2 protein-coding genes are annotated in these 24595 nt (G+C 73.7%); both read left to right on the top strand.

What is annotated here, in order from left to right; translation table 11 throughout:
* Positions 1–46: 46 nt before the first annotated feature.
* Positions 47–17341, top strand: a complete 17295-nt coding sequence (locus tag J5X86_RS47930) for a type I polyketide synthase (RefSeq protein ID WP_208522902.1) — start codon at positions 47–49, stop codon at positions 17339–17341.
* Positions 17342–17403: 62 nt separating this feature from the next.
* A partial coding sequence (locus J5X86_RS47925) for a type I polyketide synthase (RefSeq protein ID WP_208522900.1) occupies positions 17404–24595 on the top strand: 7192 nt, incomplete at its 3' end.

The following is a 24595-nucleotide window of genomic DNA, read 5'->3' as shown; positions in this document are numbered from 1 at the left end:
GTCCCCGGGCGCAAGGTTTGTGACGAGAAGCATGGGTGAGACTCCAATGGCGGATCAGGACAAGATCCTCGACTACCTCAAGCGGGTAACTGCCGATCTGCACCAGACGCGGCAGCGTCTTCGCGAGGTCGAGTCGCAGGAGCCTGAGCCGATCGCGATCGTCGGCATGAGCTGCCGGTTCCCCGGCGGCGTCACGTCTCCGGAGCAGCTGTGGGAGCTCGTGGCCGCGGGCGGCGACGCCATCGCGGACTTCCCCACGGACCGCGGCTGGGACACCGACGCACTCTTCGCCGACGACCCCGACCAGCAGGGCACCAGCTACACCGACAAGGGCGGATTCCTGGAGGGCGCGGGCGAGTTCGACGCCGCGTTCTTCGGGATCAGCCCGCGCGAGACCCTCGGCATGGACCCGCAGCAGCGGCTGCTGCTGGAGACGTCCTGGGAGGCGTTCGAGCGGGCCGGGATCGACCCGGCCACGCTCCGCGGCAGCAAGGCCGGTGTCTTCGTCGGCACCAACGGCCAGGACTACCCGGAGCTGATGCACACGCTGCCGCAGGGCGTCGAGCAGTATCTGCTCACCGGCAACGCGGCCAGCGTCATCTCCGGCCGGATCTCCTACACCTTCGGTCTGGAGGGCCCGGCCCTCACCGTCGACACCGCGTGCTCGGCGTCGCTGGTGGCGCTGCACCTGGCCATTCAGGCGCTGCGAGGCGGCGAGTGCTCGCTGGCGCTCACCGGTGGTGTCACGGTGATGAACAGCCCGCGCGCGTTCATCAACTTCAGCCGCCAGCGGGGCCTGGCGCCCGACGGCCGCTGCAAGGCGTTCGCCGACGGCGCGGACGGCACCGGCTGGGGCGAGGGCGTCGGCATGCTGCTCGTCGAGCGGCTGTCGGACGCCCGCAAGAACGGCCACCCGGTGCTGGCCATCGTCCGTGGCTCCGCCATCAACCAGGACGGCGCCTCCAACGGCCTGACGGCGCCCAACGGCCCGTCCCAGCAGCGCGTCATCCGCCAGGCACTCACCGACGCCCGGCTCACCCCGGCCCAGGTGGACGCCGTCGAGGCACACGGCACCGGCACCAGCCTCGGCGACCCCATCGAGGCACAGGCACTGCTCGCCACCTACGGGCAGAACCGGGCCGAGGGCCGCCCGCTGTGGCTCGGCTCGATCAAGTCCAACTTCGGGCACACCCAGGCCGCGGCCGGTGTCGCCGGAATCATCAAGATGGTCAAGGCCATCGAGCACGGCGTGCTGCCCAGGACCCTGCATGTCGACGCGCCCTCCCGGGACGTGGACTGGACGGCCGGTGCCGTCTCCCTGCTCACCGAGAACACCCCGTGGCCTCAGACCGGCCAGCCGCGCCGCGCGGGCATCTCCTCCTTCGGTGTGAGCGGTACGAACGCGCACACCGTCATCGAGCAGGCGCCCGCCGAGGACCGCGAGGTCCCCGACGGCGACGCGACGCCTTCGGAGTGGACCGGCGTCGGCGGTCTGGTGCCGGTGCTGGTGTCCGCGCAGAGCGCGGCGGCGCTGCGCGCCCAGGCCGAGCGGCTCACCGCCCATGTGCGGGACGAGCCGGGCCTCGGCCTGGTCGACCTGGCCCATTCGCTGGCCACCACCCGCGCCGCGCTGGACCACCGGGCCGTGGTCCTCGCGGGCGAGGACGGCCGCGAGGACCTGCTGCGCGGACTGGCCGAGCTCGCCGAGGACGCCCCCGCGGGCGGCGTCGTGCGCGGCGAGGTCGGCGAGGGCAAGGTCGCGTTCCTCTTCACCGGCCAGGGCAGCCAGCGCACCGGAATGGGCCGTGAGCTGTACGCGGCCGTCCCGGCCTTCGCCCGCGCCCTGGACGAGGTGTGCGCCGAGCTCGACCAGCACCTTCAGCGGCCGCTGCGCGAGGTGATGTTCGGCGAGGACAGCGGACTGCTGGACCGGACCGGCTACACCCAGCCCGCGCTGTTCGCCCTCGAAGTGGCGCTGTTCCGGCTGCTGGAAACCTGGGGTGTGAAGCCCGACTTCCTCGTCGGCCACTCCATCGGCGAACTGGCCGCCGCGCATGTGGCCGGTGTGCTGTCGCTCGCGGACGCGGCGAAGCTGGTGGCCGCCCGTGGCCGGCTGATGGAGGAACTGCCCGCCGGTGGCGCGATGATCGCGATCCAGGCGTCCGAGGACGAGGTGGCGCCGCTGCTGACCGAGCGGGTGTCGATCGCCGCGCTCAACGGCCCGACCTCGGTCGTCATCGCCGGTGACGAGGACACGGCTGTCGCGATCGCCGCGTCCTTCGAGGCCCAGGGCCGCAAGACCAAGCGGCTCACCGTCAGCCACGCGTTCCACTCGCCCCGCATGGACGGGATGCTGGACGCCTTCCGCGAGGTCGCCCGGCAGGTGACCTATGCCCCGCCGGTCATCCCCATCATCTCCAATCTCACCGGCGGTTCGGTCTCCGCCGACGAGATCTGCTCGCCCGACTACTGGGTCCGGCACGTCCGTGAGGCGGTCCGCTTCACCGACGGCATCCGCCGGCTCGAGGAGTACGACGTCGGCGCCTACGTGGAGCTGGGCCCCGACGGGGTGCTCTCCGCCATGGCGCAGGACTGCGTCACCTCCGACGGCGCCGTGTTCGTCCCCATCCTGCGCGGCGACCGCCCCGAGGCCACCGCCCTGGCCGGTGCCCTCGCCCGCGCCCACGTCCACGGCGTGGCCGTCGACTGGGCCGCGGTCTTCGAGGGCTCCGGCGCCCGCCGCGTCGAACTGCCCACCTACGCCTTCCAGCGCGAGCTGTACTGGCCCGAGCCGCCCGGCCCCTGGACCGGCGACGTCACCGCCGCCGGACTCGGCTCCGCCGACCATCCGCTGCTCGGCGCCGCCGTGTCGCTCGCCGACGCCGCCGGATTCCTCTTCACCGGCCGGCTGTCCCTCCAGACCCACCCGTGGCTGGCCGACCACGCCGTCATGGACACCGTGCTGCTGCCCGGCACCGCCTTCGTGGAGCTGGCCATCCGCGCCGGTGACCACGTCGGCGCGGACGTCCTGGAGGAGCTCACCCTCGAAGCCCCGCTGGTCCTGCCCCCGCAGGGCGGCGTCCAGCTCCAGGTGTCCGTGGGCGCGCCGGACGAGACCGGCCGCCGCTCGCTGACCCTGCACTCGCGCCTGGAGGACGCCGCCGACGGCACGTGGGGCGAGGGCGAGTGGACCCGCCACGCCACCGGTGTGCTCGGCACCGGCGCGACCACTCCCTCCGACCATTCCGAGAGCCTCACCGCCTGGCCGCCGGCCGGTGCCACCGAGGTCCCCGTGGACGGCCTCTACGACTGGCTCGCCGAGACCGGATTCGCCTACGGCCCGGTCTTCCAGGGGCTCCAGGGCGCCTGGCAGCACGAGGACCAGGTGTACGCCGAGGTGCGGCTGCCCGAGAGCGCCCGCGCCGAGGCCGAGCTGTTCGGACTGCACCCCGCGCTGCTGGACGCGGCCCTGCACGCCGTGGGCATCGGCTCCCTTCTGGAGGACACCGAACACGGCCGCCTCCCCTTCTCCTGGAGCGGCGTCCGGCTCCACGCCGTCGGCGCCGCCACGCTTCGCGTCCGGCTCTCGCCCGCAGGGCAGGACGCCGTGGCCGTGCTGGTCACGGACGAGAGCGGCGCACCCGTCGCCTCCGTCGACTCGCTGCTGCTGCGCCCCGTCTCGCCCGACCAGGTGCACGCCGCGCGTGCCGCCTTCCACGAGGCGCTGTTCCGCGTCGAGTGGACCCCCGCCCCGGTGCCCGCCGCCACCACCGTCGTGGCCGGGCAGTGGGCGATGCTGGGCGCCGAGCACCCCGAGCTCGCCGCCGCGCTGCCCACCGCCGCCGGCTACGCCGACCTGGCCGCGCTCGGCGAGGCCGTGGACGCCGGGACCCCGGTGCCGCAGGCCGTCGTCGCCCCGTTCTTCGCGGACTTCGCGGACGAGACGGACCGTCCCGTCGAGGCCGCCGTACGCGAGGCCCTGCACCGCGCGCTGGAGCTGGTCCAAAGCTGGCTCGCCGACGCCCGCTTCGAGGGCTCGCGGCTGGTCATCGCCACCCGTGGCGCCGTCGCCACCTCCGCCGACGCCGACACCGAGGACCTGGTCCACGCCCCGCTGTGGGGTCTGCTGCGCTCCGCGCAGTCCGAGAACCCGGACCGCTTCGTGTTGGCGGACCTCGATGGGACCGACGAGTCCTACCGTGGATTCGCCCCCGCCCTGGCCACCGGCGAATCGCAGCTCGCGGTCCGCGCCGGAACCGTGGTCGTCCCGCGTCTGGCCAAGGTCGCCTCCGACCCCGAGCAGACCGCGCCCGCGCTGGACCCCGAGGGCACCGCCCTGGTCACCGGCGCCACCGGCACCCTCGGCGGGCTCGTCGCCCGCCATCTGGTCACCGAGCACGGCGTGCGCCACCTGCTGCTGCTCAGCAGGCGCGGGGCCGACGCCCACGGCGCCGCCGAACTCGTCGCCGAACTGCGCGCGTCGGGCGCCGACGTCACCCTCACCGCCTGCGACGTGGCCGACCGCACCGCCCTCGCCGCGACCCTGGCCGCCATCCCGGCCGAGCATCCGCTGACCGCCGTGGTGCACACGGCGGGCGTGCTGGACGACGGTGTGATCGGCTCGCTGACGGCCGAGCGCGTCGACCGCGTTCTGCCGCCCAAGGTCGACGCCGCGTGGCACCTGCACGAGCTGACCCGCGACCTCGACCTGTCCGCGTTCGTGCTGTTCTCCGCCGCCGCCGGCACCCTCGGCGGCCCCGGCCAGGCCAACTACGCGGCCGCCAACGCCTTCCTGGACGCCCTCGCCCACCGGCGCCGCGCCCAGGGGCTGCCCGCCACCGCCCTCGCCTGGGGCCTGTGGGCCGAGCGCAGCGGGATGACCGGCGACCTGGACGACACCGACATCCAGCGCATCACCCGCGCCGGAGTAGCCGCGCTCTCCTCCGAGGAGGGCCTCGCCCTCCTGGACACCGCGCTCGCCGTGGGCGACCCCACGCTCGTCCCCATGCACCTGGACCTGGCGCCGCTGCGCCACGCCGACGCCACCATGGTCCCCGCGCTGCTGCGCGGCCTGGTGCGGGCCCCCGGCCGCCGCGTGGTGGAGTCGGGCGGCGGCGCGGCCCCCGGCGGGCTCGTGGAGCGGCTGCTGGGGCTGTCCGTCCCCGAGCGCGACCGGCTGCTGCTGGAGATCGTCTGCGGTCAGGTCGCCGCCGTCCTCGGCTACGCGGGCCCCGAAGCCGTCGGCGCCGGGCGCGCCTTCAAGGAGCTGGGTTTCGACTCGCTCACCGCCGTCGAGCTGCGCAACCGCCTCGGCGCCGTCACGGGCGTACGGCTCCCGGCCACCCTTGTCTTCGACTACCCGACGCCCACCTCGCTCGCCGGTTTCCTGCGCACCGAGATCCTCGGTGACCAGGCTGATGAGGCCGCTGCGGCCCCCGCCGCCACCGTGGCCGTCGCCGACGACGAGCCCATCGCCATCGTCGGCATGAGCTGCCGCTACCCGGGCGGGGTCACCAGCCCCGAGGAGCTGTGGCAGCTCGTCACCGGCTCGGTGGACGCCATCTCCGGCTTCCCGACCGACCGCGGCTGGCAGCTCGACGGGCTGCTGGGCGACGACCCCGAGCAGACCGGCACCAGCGCCACCATCGAGGGCGGATTCCTCTACGACGCGGGCGAGTTCGACCCCGACCTCTTCGGGATCAACCCGCGTGAGGCCCTCGCCATGGACCCGCACCAGCGGCTGCTGCTGGAGAGCTCCTGGGAGGCGTTCGAGCGGGCCGGGATCGACCCGGCGACCGTGCGCGGCAGCAAGACCGGCGTCTTCGCGGGCGTCATGTACCACGACTATCTCTCCCGGCTGACCGCCCTGCCGGAGGGCCTGGAGGGCTACCTCGGCACCGGTACGGCGGGCAGTGTCGCCTCCGGCCGGGTGGCGTACACCTTCGGTCTCGAAGGCCCCGCGGTCACCATCGACACGGCGTGTTCGTCGTCGCTGGTGGCGCTGCATCTGGCGGCGCAGGCGCTGCGCAGCGGCGAGTGCACCATGGCGCTCGCGGGCGGTGTCACCGTCATGTCCACCCCGGACACCTTCATCGACTTCAGCCGCCAGGGCGGTCTGTCGGCCAGCGGCCGCTGCAAGTCCTTCTCGGGCGACGCGGACGGCACCGGCTGGGCCGAGGGTGTCGGCATGCTGCTGGTGGAGCGGCTGTCGGACGCGAAGAAGAACGGTCACCGGGTGCTGGCGGTCGTGCGGGGCACGGCGGTCAACCAGGACGGTGCGTCCAATGGTCTGACGGCGCCGAACGGCCCGTCGCAGCAGCGGGTGATCCGGCAGGCGCTGGCGAACGCGCGGCTGTCGCCGTCCGAGGTGGACGCGGTCGAGGCCCATGGCACGGGTACGACGCTGGGCGACCCGATCGAGGCGCAGGCGCTGCTGGCCACCTACGGCAAGGAGAAGACCGAGGACCAGCCGCTGTGGCTGGGCTCGATCAAGTCCAACTTCGGCCACACGCAGGCGGCCGCGGGTGTCGCGGGCATCATCAAGATGGTGCAGGCGATGGACCACGGCGTACTGCCCCAGTCGCTGCACATCGACGAGCCGTCGCCGCATGTGGACTGGGAGTCGGGCGCGGTCTCGCTGCTGACGGAGGCGCGGGAGTGGCCGGAGACCGGGCGTCCGCGCCGGGCCGGTATCTCCTCCTTCGGCGTCAGCGGCACCAACGCGCACGCCATCATCGAGCAGGCGCCGGAGCCGGAACCGGCCGAGGGGTCCGCGCTTCCGGCCGCCCGGCCGTCCGTGCTCCCCTGGATGGTGTCCGGGAAGAGCGCCGACGCGCTGCGGGCGCAGGCCGAGCGGCTGCTCGCCGACCTTCAGCGGCGGCCGGAGCTGTCGCCGACCGACCTGGCGTACTCGCTCGCGACCACCCGTGCCGCGCTGGACCACCGTGCCGTCGTGGTCGGCGGGGACCGTGCGGCGCTGGTCTCGGGTCTGCAGGCGCTGGCGCGTGGCGAGTCGGCGTCGGGGCTGGTCCAGGGCTCGGTGGCGGACGGCAAGATGGCGTTCCTGTTCACCGGCCAGGGCAGCCAGCGGCTCGGCATGGGCCGTGAGCTCTACGACGCCTATCCGGCGTTCGCCGAGGCGCTGGACGCGGTCTGCGACGAGCTGGACGCGTACCTCGAACGGCCGCTGAAGACCGTGATGTTCGGGAACGACGCCGAGGAGCTGGACCAGACCGGGTTCACCCAGCCCGCGCTGTTCGCCATCGAGGTCGCGCTGTTCCACCTGGCCGAGGCGTGGGGCCTGCGGCCCGACTTCCTCTCCGGCCACTCCATCGGTGAGCTGGCCGCCGCGCATGTGGCCGGTGTGCTCTCGCTCGCCGACGCGGCGAAGCTGGTGGCGGCTCGTGGCCGTCTGATGCAGGCGCTTCCGGCGGGTGGCGCGATGATCGCCGTCCAGGCGTCCGAGGACGAGGTGCTGCCGCTGCTCACCGAGCGGGTCAGCATCGCCGCGCTCAACGGCCCGACCTCGGTCGTGGTCGCGGGTGACGAGGACGCGGCACTGGAGATCGCGGCGGCCTTCGAGGAGCGGGGCCGTAAGACCAAGCGGCTCACCGTCAGCCACGCGTTCCACTCCCCGCGCATGGACGAGATGCTGGAGGCGTTCCGCGAGGTGGCCGAGGGCCTCACCTACGAGGCCCCGCGCATCCCGATCGTCTCCAACCTCACCGGGACCGTGGTCCTGGCCGAGGAGATCACCAGCCCCGGCTTCTGGGTGCGCCACGTCCGCGAGGCGGTGCGCTTCCTCGACGGTGTCCGCACCCTCGAAGCCCAGGGCGTCACCACCTATCTCGAACTCGGCCCCGACGGTGTGCTGTCCGCCATGGGCCAGGACTGCCTCGCCGACGCCGACGCGGCCGGTTTCGCCGCCACGCTGCGCGGCGGCCGTCCCGAGGCCGAGACCGTCGCCACCGCCCTCGCCGCCCTACAGGTCCGTGGGGTGACGCCGGACTGGTCCGCGTACTTCGCCGGGACCGGCGCCCACCGCGTCGACCTGCCGACCTACGCCTTCCAGCACCGCCGCTTCTGGCTGACGTCCCCCGCGGGCTTCGTGGGCGACGTGGAGTCGGCGGGCCTGGACCGGGCCGACCATCCGCTGCTGGGCGCGGCCGTGCCGCTGGCGGACTCCGACGGCTTCCTGTTCACCGGCAGGCTCTCCCTCGAAAGCCATCCGTGGCTGGCCGACCACGCCGTCATGGGCACCGTCCTGCTGCCCGGCACCGCCTTCGTCGAGCTGGCCATCCGCGCCGGTGACCAGGTGGGCTGCGACCGGCTGGACGAGCTGACGATCGAGGCGCCGCTGGTCCTGCCCGAGCGTGGCGCGGTTCAGCTCCAGATCCTCGTCGGCGCCCCGCAGCAGGCCGGGCACCGCACGCTGGAGCTGTACTCGCGGGCGCAGGACGCGCCCGCCGAGATGCCGTGGATCCGCCATGCCAGTGGTGTGCTGGTGGCCGCTGCCCCGCGGCCCTCGTTCGACCTGACGGCATGGCCGCCGCCGGGCGCCGAGCCCGCCGAGGTCGAGGGGCTCTACGAGCACCTGGCGCAGGGCGGCTTCGCGTACGGGCCGATGTTCCAGGGGCTGAGCGCGGCCTGGCTGCGCGGCGACGAGGTGTTCGCCGAGGTGCGGCTGCCGGAGGACCGCAAGTCCGAGGCCACCGCGTTCGGGCTGCACCCGGCGCTGCTGGACGCCGCGCTGCACAGCACGTTCGCCCGACCCGACGGCGATGAGCAGGGGCGGCTGCCGTTCTCCTGGAGCGGGGTGTCGCTGCACGCGGTCGGCGCCGACGCGCTCCGGGTCCGGCTGACCCCGGCCGGGGCCGACGGGGTGACACTGGAGCTGGCCGACGGCACCGGCGCCCCGGTGGCCTCCGTCGAACAGCTTGCGCTGCGCCCGGTCTCGGCCGGACAGCTCACGGACGGCCGGTCCGCCGCGTACCACGAGTCGCTGTACCGGCTGGACTGGGCCACCGTGCCACTGGCCACGGACGGCGCGGCCACCGCGGCGTGGACGGTGCTCGGCGAGGGCGCGCCCGCCGCGCTGACCTCGGGTGCCGCGGTCCACGCCGATCTGGACGCGCTGGCCGCGGCCGGGGACGCGCCCGAGTACGTCCTGGCCTACCTCGACCCGCGCGGCGCCACCGATGACGAGGTGACCGCCGCCGTCCACACCGCTACCCAGCGGACACTGGCGCTCGTACGGGCGTGGCTGGCCGACGACCGGTTCGCGGCGTCCCAGCTCGTGCTCGTCACCCGGGGCGCGGTGGCCACCGCGGGCGACGCCGGTACCCACGACCTGGCCCACGCCCCGGCGTGGGGTCTGGTGCGCTCGGCGCAGTCGGAGAACCCGGACCGGCTGGTGCTGGTGGACCTCGACGGCACCGACGCCTCCTACGAGGCGCTGGGCACCGCGATCGCCTCCGGCGAGCCGCAGTTCGTGCTGCGCCGGGGCGCCGTACACGCCCCCCGGCTGGCGCGCACCGCCGCCAGTGGGCCCATGGTGCCGCCGCCCGGCGAGCCGGCCTGGCGCCTGGACATCCAGGACAAGGGCACCCTGGAGAACCTCACCCTGCTGCCCAGCCCGGAGGCCGCCGCGCCGCTGGAGACGGGGCAGGTGCGGGTCGCGGTCCGGGCCGCCGGTGTGAACTTCCGCGATGTGCTCAACGCACTCGGCATGTACCCCGGCGACGCGGGCCTGATGGGCAGCGAGGGCGCCGGTGTCGTCCTCGAAACCGGACCGGGGGTCACCGATCTGGCGCCCGGCGACCGGGTGATGGGCATGCTGCCCGGTGGCTTCGGGCCGCTGGTGGTCGTCGACCGCCGCATGATCGCGCCTATGCCGGAGGGCTGGTCGTTCGCCCAGGCCGCGTCCGTGCCGATCGTCTTCATGACGGCCTACTACGCGCTGCGCGACCTGGCCGACCTCCAGGGCGGCGAGTCGCTGCTGGTGCACGCCGCCGCCGGTGGTGTCGGCATGGCCGCCGTGCAGCTCGCCCGCCACTGGGGTGTGGACGTCTACGCCACCGCCAGCCAGGGCAAGTGGGACACGCTGCGCTCGCTGGGGCTGGCCGACGACCGCATCGCCTCCTCCCGCGACCTGGCCTTCGAGGACACGTTCCGCGAGGCCAGCGGCGGTCGCGGGGTCGATGTGGTGCTGGACTCGCTGGCCCGGGAGTTCGTGGACGCCTCGCTGCGGCTGCTGCCGCGCGGCGGCCGGTTCGTCGAGATGGGCAAGACCGACGTCCGGCTGCCGGAGGAGGTCGCCGCGGCCTACCCCGGCGTCTCCTACCAGGCGTTCGACCTGACCGAGGCGGGCCTGGACCGCATCCAGGAGATGCTGTGCGAGCTGCTGGAGCTGTTCCAGCGGGGCGCGCTGCGGGCGCTGCCGATCACCGCATGGGATCTGCGGCAGGCCCCGGACGCGTTCCGCTACCTCAGCCAGGCCCGCCACATCGGCAAGGTCGTGCTCACCGTGCCCGCCCCGTGGAACCCGGACGGCACCGTGCTGATCACCGGCGGCACCGGCACCCTGGGCGGCCTGGTCGCCCGGCATGCGGTGACCGAGCGCGGCGCCCGCCGTCTGGTGCTCACCAGCCGACGCGGTGAGCAGGCCGCCGGTGCGGCCGAACTCGCCGCCGAACTACGTGAGTTGGGCGCCGAGGTCACCATCGCCGCCTGCGACGCCGCCGACCGGGACGCGCTCGCCGCCGTCCTGGCCGACATCCCCGCCGGGCATCCGCTGACCGCCGTCGTGCACACCGCCGGTGTGCTGGACGACGGTGTGATCGACTCGCTGACGCCGGAGCGGCTGGAGAAGGTGCTGCGCCCCAAGGTGGACGCGGCCGTGAACCTGCACGAGCTGACCCGCGACCAGGACCTCGCCGCGTTCGTCCTGTTCTCCTCCGCCGCCGGTACGTTCGGCGGCCCCGGGCAGGCCAACTACGCGGCGGCCAACTCCTTCCTGGACGCCCTGGCCCGCCACCGCCAGGCCCAGGGCCTCGCCGCCACCTCGCTGGCCTGGGGCCTGTGGGCCGAGGCCAGCGGGATGACCGGTGAGCTGGAGGCTACCGACAAGTCCCGGATGACCCGCTCCGGTGTGCTCGGCCTGTCCTCCGACGAGGGCCTGGCGCTGTTCGACGCCGCCCAGGAGGTGGGCGACGCCTTCCTGGTGCCCATGCAGCTCGACCTGGCGCCGATGACCGGCGCGCCCATCGAGATGGTGCCGCCGCTGCTGCGCGGTCTGGTGCGCGGCGGTACGACCCGCCGCACCGCCGAATCGGGCGCGGCCCAGGACGGCTCCTCGCTGGTGGAGCGGCTGGTCCGGCTGGACGCGGCCGAGCGCGAGCAGACCCTGCTCGACCTGGTGCGCGCCCAGGTGGCCGTGGTGCTCGGCCATGACTCGCCCGACGCGGTCGAGGCGAGCCGGGCGTTCAAGGACCTCGGCTTCGACTCGCTGACCGCGGTGGAGTTCCGCAACCGCCTCGGCGGCGCCGCCGGGCTGCGGCTGCCCGCCACACTGGTCTTCGACTACCCGACGCCGACCGCGCTCGCCGGATATCTGCTGGAGGAGCTGCTCGGCTCCGAGGCGGCAGCGGCCGTCCCCGCACGGGCGGAAGGCCCGGCGGGTGGCGTGGCCGACGAGGACGACCCGATCGCGATCATCGCCATGAGCTGCCGCTTCCCCGGGGATGTGCGCACCCCCGAGGACCTGTGGGAGCTGCTGGCCGAGGGCCGGGACGGTATCGCGCGGCTGCCGGAGGACCGCGGCTGGGACCTCGACGCGTTCTACGACCCGGACCCGGACCGGCCCGGCACCTCGTACGCCCGCGAGGGTGGCTTCTACTACGACGCCCACCACTTCGACCCGGCCTTCTTCGGCATCAACCCGCGCGAGGCACTCGCCATGGACCCCCAGCAGCGGCTGCTGCTGGAGACCTCCTGGGAGTCCTTCGAGCGGGCGGGCCTCGACCCGGGCGCACTGCGCGGCAAGCAGGTCGGCGTATTCGTCGGCCAGATGCACAACGACTACGTGTCGCGGCTGCACACCGTCCCGGAGGGCGTCGAGGGCTACCTCGGCACCGGCGGCTCCAGCAGCATCGCCTCCGGCCGGGTGTCGTACACCTTCGGCTTCGAGGGCCCGGCCGTCACGGTCGACACGGCGTGCTCGTCGTCGCTGGTGGCGCTGCATCTGGCGGCGCAGGCGCTGCGCAACGGCGAGTGCACCATGGCGCTCGCGGGTGGTGTCACCATCATCACCACCCCCGATGTGTTCACCGAGTTCAGCCGCCAGCGCGGACTGGCCAGGAACGGCCGCTGCAAGCCGTTCGCCGCCGCCGCCGACGGCACGGCCTGGGGTGAAGGCGTGGGCATGCTGCTGGTGGAGCGGCTGTCGGACGCGAAGAAGAACGGCCACCGGGTGCTGGCGGTCGTGCGGGGCACGGCGGTCAACCAGGACGGTGCGTCCAATGGTCTGACGGCGCCGAATGGTCCCTCGCAGCAGCGGGTGATCCGGCAGGCGCTGGCGAACGCGGGCCTGTCGGCTGGTGAAGTGGACGCGGTCGAGGCGCACGGTACGGGTACGACGCTGGGTGACCCGATCGAGGCGCAGGCGCTGCTGGCCACGTACGGCAAGGAGAAGACCGAGGACCAGCCGCTGTGGCTGGGCTCGATCAAGTCCAACTTCGGCCACACGCAGGCGGCGGCGGGTGTCGCGGGCATCATCAAGATGGTGCTGGCGATGCGGCATGGCGTCCTGCCGAAGTCGCTGCACATCGACGAGCCGTCGCCGCATGTGGACTGGGAGTCGGGCGCGGTCTCGCTGCTGAGCGAGGCGCGGGAGTGGCCGGAGACCGGGCGTCCGCGCCGGGCCGGTATCTCCTCCTTCGGCATGAGCGGCACCAACGCGCACGCCATCATCGAGCAGCTGCCGGAGCCCGAACCGGCGGAGGCGCCCGCGCTTCCGGGCGGCGAGCCGTCCGTGGAGCCGTCCGTTCTGCCGTGGGTGATGTCCGCCAAGACCCCCGAGGCGCTGCGCGCCCAGGGGGCCCGGCTCCGGGCCCAGGTGGCCGACCAGCCCGAGCTGTCCCTCGCCGACGTCGGCCACTCGCTGGCCACGTCCCGGGTGTCCTTCGAGCACCGGGCGACGCTCGTCGCCGCGGGCCGGGACGCCTTCCTGGCCGGTCTCGACGCCCTCGCCGAGGGCCGCACCGCGACCGGGCTGGTCGAGGGCACGGTGGCCGAGGGCGGCAAGCTGGCCGTCCTGTTCACCGGGCAGGGCAGCCAGCGGCTCGGCATGGGCCGTGAGCTCTACGACACCTACCCGGCGTTCGCCGAGGCGCTCGACGCGGTCTGCGACGAGCTGGACGCACATCTCGAACGGCCGCTTCGCAACGTGCTGTTCGGGGACGACGCCGAGGAGCTGGACCAGACCGGCTTCACCCAGCCCGCGCTGTTCGCGGTCGAGGTGGCGCTGTTCCGCCTGGTCGAGACGTGGGGCGTGAAGCCGGACTACCTGTCCGGCCACTCCATCGGCGAGCTGGCCGCCGCGCATGTGGCCGGTGTGCTCTCGCTCGCCGACGCGGCGAAGCTGGTGGCCGCCCGTGGGCAGTTGATGCAGCGGCTCCCGGCCGGTGGCGCGATGATCGCCGTCCAGGCGTCCGAGGACGAGGTGACCCCGCAGCTCGGCAAGCGGGTGAGCATCGCGGCCGTCAACGGCCCGACTTCGGTCGTGGTCGCGGGTGACGAGGACGCGGCGCTGGAGGTCGCGGCGTCGTTCGAGGCGGAGGGCCGCAAGACCAAGCGCCTCACCGTCAGCCACGCGTTCCACTCGCCCCACATGGACGGCATGCTGGACGCCTTCCGCGAGGTGGCGCAGGGGCTGGCGTACCAGGCTCCGAAGATCCCGATCGTGTCGAATCTGACCGGTGGCGTGGTGGCTGCCGAGGAGATCACCAGCCCGGACTTCTGGGTGCGCCACGTCCGCGAAGCGGTCCGCTTCCTGGACGGCGTCCGCACCCTGGAAACCCAGGGCGTCACCACCTACCTGGAACTCGGTCCCGACGGGGTGCTGACCGCGATGGCGCAGGACTGCGTCACCGAGGACGGCGGCTCCTTCGCCACCGCCCTGCGCGGCGGCCGGCCGGAGGCCGAGACGCTGCTCACGGCGGTCGGCACCGCCCAGGTCCGGGGCGCCGCCGTGGACTTCACCGCGCTGTACGCGCCGTACGGCCCGCACCAGGTCGATCTGCCGACGTACGCCTTCCAGCGCCGCTCGTTCTGGCTGAACGCCGGGCCGGTCGGTGGCGACGCCACCGCGATCGGCCTGCACGCGGCCGGTCACCCGCTGCTGGGCGCCGCCGTGGAGCTGCCCGACTCGGACGGCATCGCCTTCACCGGACGGCTCTCCCTGCAGACCCAGCCCTGGCTGGCCGACCACGCCGTGATGGGCACGGTGCTGCTGCCCGGCACCGCCTTTGTGGAGCTGGCACTGCGCGCCGGGGACCACGCGGGCTGCGACCGCCTGGACGAACTCACCCTGGAAGCCCCGCTGATCGTGCCCGAACAGGGCGCCGTCCAGCTCCGGCTCGCGCTCGCCGCGCCCGACGACACCGGCCGCCGCGCGCTGACCCTGCACTCCCGTGCCGAGGGCGCCCCGGCCGACGAGCCGTGGCTGCGCCACGCCACGGGCGCCTTGGCGGCGGGCATGGCGGAAAGTTCGTTCGACCTGAGCGCCTGGCCGCCCGCCGAGGCGGAGCGCATCGACACTGACGGCCTGTACGAGGGCCTGGCCGATTCGGGCTTCGGCTACGGCCCGGTCTTCCAGGGCCTGACGGCCGCCTGGCGGCGCGGCGACGAGGTGTTCGCCGAGGTAAGCCTGCCGGAGGACCGCAAGTCCGACGCCGCCGCGTTCGGCCTGCACCCGGCACTGCTGGACGCCGCGCTGCACGCGCTCGGTCTGAGCGCCGCCGAACAGGGCGGCGGCCAGGGCCGCCTGCCGTTCTCCTGGACCGGAGTATCCCTGCGCGCGGTGGGCGCCTCGGCCCTACGGGTGCGGCTGGATGGCACGGCCACAGGCACGGTGACGCTGGAGCTGGCCGACACAACGGGCGCCCCGGTGGCATCGGTCGAGGGCCTGGCCCTCCGCACGATCTCCCCGGACCAGCTGGGCGCGGCCCGCCCAGGCGGCGCGTCCGACTCCCTGTTCCGCCTGGATTGGGTGCCGGTGACGGCCTCGCCGTCCGGAGAGGTGACCCCCGACCGCTGGGCGTCCGTGGGTCCCGACACCTTGGGCCTGACGAGCCACAAGGACCTGGCGGCGTTGGCAGAGGCGGTGGAAGGGGGCAAGGCGCTGCCGGAGTACATCGTGGTCGCTCTGGGGGCGACCGGTGGGGCAGACCAAGCCCGTCCGGCGATTGAGGACACGCCCGAAGGGCGTGCCGGGGCACCGGCCGTGCCCCTGGCCTCGGACAGCACGCCCCACTCAGCCCGTCCGGGCGCGGCAACTGAAGCCCGTCCGGCGCTTGAGGACCGGGGTCCAGGGGCGGAGCCCATGGTTGCGGGAAGGGGCGGGACAGGGGAAAACCCCACCGAAGCCGCACACCAGGCCACCACCCACACCCTCACCCTGCTCCAGACCTGGCTGGCCGAAGACCGCTTCGCCGACACCCGCCTGGTCATCCTCACCACCGGCGCCGTAAGCACCGGCACGGACGAGTCCGCGCCCGACCCGGCCCAAGCCGCCATCTGGGGCCTCGTCCGCTCCGCACAAGCGGAAAACCCGGGCCGCATCGTCCTGGTGGACACCGACGGCCAGGGCGAGCCACAGAAGACCGTGGCCGCAGCCCTCGCCGCAGGCGAACCGCAGGTGGCCGTGCGCAACGGCACCGCACGGGCGCCGAGGCTGGCACGGGCCGCCGTGGCGGCAGAGCGGGAGACCCCCGCGTTCGACCCCGACGGCACGGTCCTGATCACAGGCGCCACCGGCACCCTGGGCACCCTGCTTGCCAAGCACCTGGCGACCAACCACGCCGTACGCCACCTCCTCCTGCTCAGCCGCCGAGGCGACCAGGCGCCGGGCGCGCCCGAACTCACCGCGGAACTCACCGCGCTGGGCGCAGAAGCACACTGGGCGGCCTGCGACGCGGCCGACCGCACCGCCCTCGCGGAGGTCATCGAGTCCATCCCCACCGCCCGCCCCCTCACCGCCGTCATCCACACGGCAGGTGTTCTGGACGATGGCGTGATCGCCTCGCTGACCCCCGAGCGCATGGCCACCGTGGCCCGCCCGAAGGCCGACGCGGCGTGGAACCTCCACGAGCTGACCCGCGACAACCCGGACCTGTCCGCGTTCGTCCTGTTCTCCTCGGCCTCCGGGGTCTTCGGCGGCCCCGGCCAGGGCAACTACGCGGCGGCCAACGCCTTCCTGGACGCCCTCGCCCAGCACCGCACCGCACAGGGCCTGCCCGCCACCTCCCTCGCCTGGGGCCTGTGGTCCGTGGCCGGCGGTGGCATGGGCGGTGAACTGGACGAGGCCGAAATCGCCCGCATCCGCCGCGGAGGCGTCGGCGTGCTCACGGCCGAGAGCGGCCTGGAGCTGTTCGACGCCGCGCAGGGCTCGGACGAGGCCCTCCTCGTACCGCTGCCGCTCGACATGGCAGCCCTCAGGGCACAGGCGGGAAGCGGCATGCTGCCCGCGCTCTTCCGCGGCCTCGTCCGGGCCCCCGCCCGCCGCGCCGCCGAGTCCGCGGCGGCTGCCGCGGCCGGTGCCGAGGCGCTGCGGGAGCGGCTCGCCGGGCTCTCCGAGCCCGAGCGGGAAGAGGTGCTGCTGGAGCTGGTGTGCACCCAGGTGGCGGCCGTCCTCGGCTACCCCGGTCCGGAGACGGTCGACCCGGCCCGCTCGTTCAGCGAGGTCGGCTTCGACTCGCTGACGGCGGTCGAGCTGCGCAACCGCCTGAACGCGACCACCGGAGTCCGGCTCCCGGCGACGCTGGTCTTCGACTACCCGACACCGAACGCACTGGTCGAGTACCTGCGCGGCGAGATCCTGCCGGACGACGCGACGGCGGTCACCTCGCTGCTCGCGGAGCTCGACGGGCTGGAGAAGTCTCTGTCCGGGGCCGCCCCGGACGACGAGGGCCGGAGCAGGATCACCGCGCGACTGCAGGCGCTGCTCGCGCAATGGAATGACGACCGAGGACCGGAAGACGGCGCCGGAGTCGCGGAGGAGCTGGAGTCCGCCACGGACGACGACCTCTTCGACTTCATCGGCAAGGAATTCGGGATCTCCTGAAATGACCGTGGCCGGCGTGAAGTGACAAGGTCTTCCGGATTCCTCGAGAGGGAAACGCACGTATGAATGAGGAAAAGCTCCGCTACTTTCTCAAGCGGGTGACCGCCGACCTGCATGAGACCCGGCGCCGCCTGCAAGAGGTGGAGTCGGAGGACCAGGAGCCCATCGCGATCGTCGGCATGAGCTGCCGCTACCCGGGCGGCGTCGAGTCGCCCGAGGACCTGTGGCGGCTGGTGTCCGAGGGCGGGGACGGCATTTCCGAGTTCCCCACCGACCGCGGCTGGGACATCGGGCGGCTCTTCGACGACAATCCGGACGGCGCGGGTACGAGCTATGTCCGGGAGGGCGGTTTCCTCCACGACGCCAACTACTTCGACCCGGCGTTCTTCGGCATCAATCCGCGCGAGGCCCTCGCGATGGACCCGCAGCAGCGGCTGCTGCTGGAGACCACCTGGGAGGTGTTCGAGCGGGCGGGCATCGACGCCACCTCCGTACGCGGCACCCGTACCGGTGTCTTCGCGGGCGTCATGTACCACGACTACGCCTCGCGGCTGCGCGCCGTGCCGCCCGGTGTCGAGGGCTACCTCGGCACCGGCGGCTCCAGCAGCATCGCCTCCGGCCGGGTGGCGTACACCTTCGGCCTGGAGGGCCCCGCGCTCACGGTCGACACGGCGTGCTCCTCGTCGCTGGTGACCCTGCATCTGGCCATGCAGGCGCTGCGCAACGGCGAATGCTCGCTGGCGCTGGCGGGCGGTGTCACCGTGATGTCGACGCCCGGCACCTTCACCGAGTTCAGCCGCCAGCGCGGGCTGTCCTTCGACGGCCGCTGCAAGTCCTTCGCGGCGTCGGCGGACGGCACCGGCTGGTCCGAGGGCGCGGGCATGCTGCTGGTGGAGCGGCTGTCGGACGCCCGCAAGAACGGCCACCGGGTGCTGGCCGTCGTCCGTGGCTCGGCCATCAACCAGGACGGCGCGTCCAACGGCCTGACGGCGCCCAACGGTCCGTCCCAGCAGCGCGTCATCCGCCAGGCGCTCGCCAGCGCCCGGCTGACCGCCGACCAGATCGACGTGGTCGAGGCACACGGCACCGGCACGACGCTGGGCGACCCGATCGAGGCCCAGGCCCTGCTGGCCACCTATGGCAAGGAGAAGAGCCCGGAGCGGCCGCTGCTGCTGGGCTCCATCAAGTCCAACGTCGGCCACACCCAGGCCGCCGCCGGTGTCGCCGGGATCATCAAGATGGTCAAGGCCATCGAGCACGGCTATGTGCCCAGGTCCCTGCACATCGACGAGCCGTCGCCGCATATCGACTGGTCGGCCGGGGCCGTCTCGCTGCTGACCGAGGGCCGTCCGTGGCCGGAGACCGACCGCCCGCGCCGGGCCGCCGTGTCCTCGTTCGGCATCAGCGGCACCAACGCCCACCTGATCATCGAGCAGGCGCCGGTGGCGGAGGCGGAGACCGACGGCGAGGAGGCCGAAGAGGCCCCCGCGCAGGCCCCCGTTGAGGAGCCGGCGGAGCCCCGCGACCTCCCGCTGCTGCCGTGGCTGGTCTCCGCCAAGGGCGAGGACGCCCTGCGCGCCCAGGCCGCCCGGCTCCACAGCTACGTGGCCGAACGCCCCGAGCTGGACCCGGTGTCCCTCGGCCACTCCCTGGCCACCACCCGCGCCGCCCTGGAGAACCGGGCCGCCGTCATCGCCGGTGACCGCGCGACCTTCCTCGACCGCCTCGCCGCGCTCGCCTCCGGTGAGCCCGCCGCCGGGGTCGTCCAGGGCGTGGAGACCCGGGGCAAGCTGGCATTCCTCTTCACCGGCCAGGGCAGCCAGCGCCTCGGCATGGGGCGTGAGCTGTACGCGACCTACCCGGCGTTCGCCGAGGCGCTGGACGCCGTGTGCGCCGCGCTCGACCCGCGCCTCGAACGGCCGCTGAAGGACGTGCTGTTCGGGGACGACACCGCCGCGCTGGACCGGACCGGCTTCACCCAGCCCGCGCTGTTCGCCATCGAGGTGGCGCTGTTCCGCCTCGTCGAGTCGTGGGGCCTGAAGCCGGACGTGGTCTCCGGACACTCCATCGGCGAGATCGCCGCCGCGCATGTCGCGGGGGTGCTCTCGCTCGACGCCGCCGCACTGCTGGTGGCGGCCCGGGGCCGGCTGATGCAGCGGCTGCCGGGCGGCGGCGCGATGATCGCCGTCCAGGCGTCCGAGGACGAGGTGACGCCGCTGCTGAACGAACGCGTCTCGATCGCCGCCCTCAACGGCCCGACGTCGGTCGTCATCGCCGGTGACGAGGACGCGGCCGTGGAGATCGCGGAAGGCTTCGAGGCCCAGGGCCGTAAGACCAAGCGGCTCACCGTCAGCCACGCCTTCCACTCGCCGCTGATGGACCCGATGCTGGAGGCGTTCCGCAAGGTCGCCGAGAGCCTGACGTACGAGGCCCCGAAGATCCCGGTGGTCTCCAACCTGACCGGCGGCCTAGCGCCCGCCGCGGAGATCGCCACCGCCGACTTCTGGGTCCGCCACGTCCGCGAGGGCGTGCGCTTCCTCGACGGCATGCGCGCGATGGAGGCGCAGGGCGTCACCACCTACCTCGAACTCGGCCCGGACGGTGTGCTGTCCGCGCTCGGCCAGGAGTGCCTGGTGGGCGAGTCCGAGCACGTGGCGTTCGCCGCCGCGCTGCGCAAGGACCGCCCCGAGGCCGAGACCCTGACCACCGCCCTGGCCACCCTGCACACCCGGGGCACGGCCCCCGACTGGGAGGCGTACTACGCGGGGACCGGCGCCGAGCGCGTCGAACTGCCCACCTACCGCTTCCAGCGCGAGCACTACTGGCTGGACGCGGGCACCGCCTACGGCGACGTGACCTCGTTCGGCCTCGGCACCGCCGACCATCCGCTGCTCGGCACGGCCGTGTCCCTGGCCGACGCGGAGGGCTTCCTGTTCACCGGGCGGCTCGCGCTGGACACCCACCCGTGGCTGGCCGACCACGCCGTCATGGGCGCGGTGCTGCTGCCCGGCACCGCGTTCGTGGAACTGGCGGTCCGCGCCGGTGAGCAGGCCGGCTGCGACCTGGTCGAGGAACTCACCCTGGAAGCCCCGCTGATCCTGCCCGAGCGGGGCGGGGTCCGACTCCAGATCGCCGTAGGCGCCCAGGACGACACCGGCCGCCGCACCCTCGCCCTCCACTCCCGCCCCGACGAGGCCGGAGACGAAGAGCCGTGGCTGCGCCACGCCACCGGTGTGCTCGCGGAGAGCACGTCCGCGGCCCCGTCGTTCGACCTGAGCGCCTGGCCGCCCGCGGGCACCGAGCGCATCGAGACCGACGGACTCTACGAGGGCCTGGCCGAGGCGGGCTTCGGCTACGGCCCGGTCTTCCAGGGGCTGCGGGCCGCCTGGCGGGGCGACGGCGAGGTCTACGCCGAGGTCGCACTCCCCGAGGACGCCGAACCCGGCGCCGCCGTCTTCGGACTGCACCCGGCGCTGCTGGACGCCGTCCTGCACACCATCGGGCTCAGCGACCTGACCGAGAACCCGGGCCAGGGCGGACTGCCCTTCTCCTGGACCGGTGTGCGCGTCCACTCGGTGGGCGCGGACAGCGTACGGGTCCGGCTGTCGTCGGCCGGAAACGGCACGGTGTCCCTGCAACTCGCCGATGTCACCGGCGCCCCGGTGGCCGAGGTGGAACGCCTCGCGCTGCGCACGGTCTCCCCGGACCAACTGAGCACCGACCGCCCCGGCGGCAACGCGGCGGACGCCCTGTTCCGCGTCGACTGGACGCCCGTTCCGACACCGTCCGGACCGGTATCCAGGGACGGCTGGGTGGCGGTGGGCCCCAACCCCCTGGGCCTGGAGACGTACCCGGACCTGGCTACCCTGACAGTGGCCGAAAAGGTCCCGGACTACATCGTGGTGTCCCTGCTCCCCCAAGCCCGTCCGGCGCTCGAGGACCAGGGCCACGGTGCGGCACCCCAAGCCCGTCCGGCGTTTGAGGACCGGGGCCTTGGGGCGGAGCCCCAAGTTTCGGGAAGGGGCGGGATAGGGGAAACCCCCTCGCCAGCCGAAGCGGCCCACCAAGCCGCCACCCACACACTGGCCCTCGTACAGCAGTGGCTGACCGAAGACCACTTCGCGGACTCCCGCCTGGTCGTCCTCATCTCCGGCACCGACCTGGCCCACGCCGCAGCCCGCGGCCTGATCCGCTCCGCCCAGTCGGAGAACCCGGGCCGAATCCTGCTCGTGGACGTGGACAGCCACGCGGATTCGCTGGACGCACTGCCGACCGCAGTGGCATCCGGCGAGCAGGAAGTAGCGGTGCGCAACGGCGAGATCCGGGCCCCGCGCCTGGCGCGCGCCACAGCCCCCGCCGACGCCCCGGCCGCGTGGAACCCGAACGGCACGGTCCTGATCACCGGCGCCGGCGGCACCCTGGGCGCCCTCTTCGCCCGCCACGTGGTGACCGAGCGCGGCGCACGCCACCTGCTGCTGGTGAGCCGTCGCGGCGCGCAGACCCCAGGCGCCGCCGAACTCACCACCGAACTCGCCGAGTTGGGCGCAGAAGCACACTGGGCGGCCTGCGACGTAGCGGACCGGGACGCACTCGCCGAGGTGCTGACGGCGATTCCGGACGAGCACCCGCTGACCGCCGTCATCCACACGGCAGGCGTCCTGGACGACGGCGTCATCGCCTCCCTCACCCCCGACCGCATGGCCCACGTACTGCGCCCGAAGGTCGACGCGGCGTGGAACCTCCACGAGCTGACCCGCGACCACCACCCGGACCTGTCCGCGTTCGTCCTGTTCTCCTCCGCCGCCGGTGTCTTCGGCGGTGCGGGCCAGGGCAACTACGCGGCGGCCAACGCCTTCCTGGACGCTCTCGCCCAGCACCGCACCGCACAGGGCTTGCCCGCCACCTCCCTCGCATGGGGTCTGTGGGCCGAGTCCGGCGGCATGGCCGGGGAGCTGGACGAGGCGGAGCTGGACCGGCTGCGGCGCGGTGGCGTCGCCGCCATCACCGCCGACCAGGGCCGGGAGCTGTTCGACCTCGCGGACACCGCCGACGAGGCCCTCCTCGTGCCCATGCCCCTCGACCTGGCCGCCCTCCGGGCGCAGGCGAGCGCCGGAATGCTCCCGCCCCTCTTCCGTGGTCTGGTCCGCGTCCCGCCCCGCCGCGCGGCCCAGGCCGCCGCCGCGGCGCGGTCCGGCGCGCTCGCCCAGCAGCTCGCCGGGGCGTCCGACGCCGAGGCCGAGGCGATCGTCCTCGGCGTGGTCCGTACGCAGGTGGCGGTCGTGCTCGGCTACGCCGGGCCCGAAGCGGTCGAGCCCCAGCGCGCGTTCAGCGAGGTCGGCTTCGACTCGCTCACCGCCGTCGAACTGCGCAACCGCCTGACCGCGGTCAGCGGCGTCCGGCTGCCCGCGACGCTGATCTTCGACTACCCGACCCCCGCCGCCCTCGCCGCGTATCTGCGGGCCGAGGCCCAGGGCAGCCAGGAGGACGCCGCCGCACCCGTCGCCACCGCCACCGCGGACGGCGACGAGCCGATCGCCATCGTGGCGATGAGCTGCCGTTTCCCCGGCGGGGTGACCTCGCCCGAGGACCTGTGGCGGCTCGTGATGGATGGCGCCGACGCCATCACCGACATGCCCACCGACCGCGGCTGGGACATCGAGTCGCTCTACGACGACGACCCCGACCAGCAGGGCACCAGCTACGCCCGCAATGGCGGATTCCTGCACGACGCCCACCACTTCGACCCCGTCTTCTTCGGGATCTCGCCGCGTGAGGCGCTCGCCATGGACCCGCAGCAGCGGCTGCTGCTGGAGACCACCTGGGAGGCGTTCGAGCGGGCCGGGATCGACCCGGCGGCGGTGCGCGGCAGCCGGACCGGTGTCTACACCGGCGTCATGTACAACGACTACGGCACCCTGCTGCACCGCGCCCCCGACGGCCTCGAGGGCTATATGGGCACGGCCAGCTCCGGCAGTGTCGCCTCGGGCCGGGTGTCGTACACCTTCGGTCTGGAGGGCCCGGCGGTCACCGTCGACACGGCGTGCTCGTCGTCGCTGGTCACCCTGCACATGGCGGTGCAGGCGCTGCGCAGCGGCGAATGCTCGCTCGCGCTCGCGGGCGGTGTGACCGTGATGGCCACCCCCGGCACCTTCGTGGCCTTCAGCAAGCAGCGCGGTCTCGCGACCGACGGCCGCTGCAAGCCCTTCGCCGCCGCGGCCGACGGTACGGCCTGGGGCGAGGGCGTGGGCATGCTGCTGGTCGAGCGGCTGTCGGACGCCCGCAAGAACGGCCACCCGGTGCTCGCCATCGTCCGTGGCTCCGCGATCAACCAGGACGGTGCGTCCAACGGTCTGACCGCGCCCAACGGGCCGTCCCAGCAGCGCGTCATCCGCCAGGCCCTCGCCAACGCCCGGCTGTCCGCCGCCGAGGTGGACGTGGTCGAAGCACACGGCACCGGTACGACGCTGGGTGACCCGATCGAGGCGCAGGCGCTGCTGGCCACCTACGGCCAGGAGCGGCCCGAGGACGAGCCGCTCTGGCTCGGCTCGGTGAAGTCCAACTTCGGCCACACCCAGGCCGCGGCCGGTGTCGCCGGAATCATCAAGATGGTCAAGGCCATCGAGTACGGCGTCCTGCCCAGGACCCTGCATGTGGACGAGCCGTCGCCGCACGTGGACTGGACGGCGGGCGCGGTGTCGCTGCTCACCGAGCAGTTGGACTGGCCGCAGACCGGCCGTCCGCGCCGGGCCGCCGTGTCCTCGTTCGGCATCAGCGGCACCAACGCGCACACCATCATCGAGCAGGCCCCGGCGGAGCGGCCCACGGCCGCCGACGCCGCGCCCGAGCCCGGTGTGCTGCCCTGGATCCTGTCCGGCAGGAGCGAGGCGGCGCTGGGTGCCCAGGCCGAGCGGCTGCTGGCACACCTCGACGGCGATCCGGGCCTGCGCCCGGCCGATGTCGGCTACTCCCTGGCCACCACCCGCGCCGTCCACGACCGGCGCGCGGTGCTGGTCGGCACGGACCGCGACGACTTCATCCGCGCCCTGACGGCACTCGCCCGGGGCGAGGCGGTGGCCCAGTTGGTCCAGGGCACCGGAACGGCCGGCCGGACGGCGTTCGTGTTCCCCGGGCAGGGGTCGCAGTGGGCCGGTATGGCGGTGGGGCTGATGGACGCCTCGCCGGTGTTCGCCGCGCGGATCGAGGAGTGTGCCGCGGCGCTGGCGGAGTTCACCGACTGGTCGTTGGTGGATGTGC

The organism is Streptomyces sp. NEAU-YJ-81, from assembly GCF_017592595.1.
GTDB classification, from domain to species: domain Bacteria; phylum Actinomycetota; class Actinomycetes; order Streptomycetales; family Streptomycetaceae; genus Streptomyces; species Streptomyces hygroscopicus_B.
This window is presented reverse-complemented; position numbering and strand designations above follow the sequence as displayed.

Excerpts from the sequence above, each read along its gene's own strand:
- J5X86_RS47930 (WP_208522902.1), top strand. The coding sequence starts at position 47 with ATGGCGGATCAGGACAAGATCCTCGACTACCTCAAGCGGGTAACTGCC.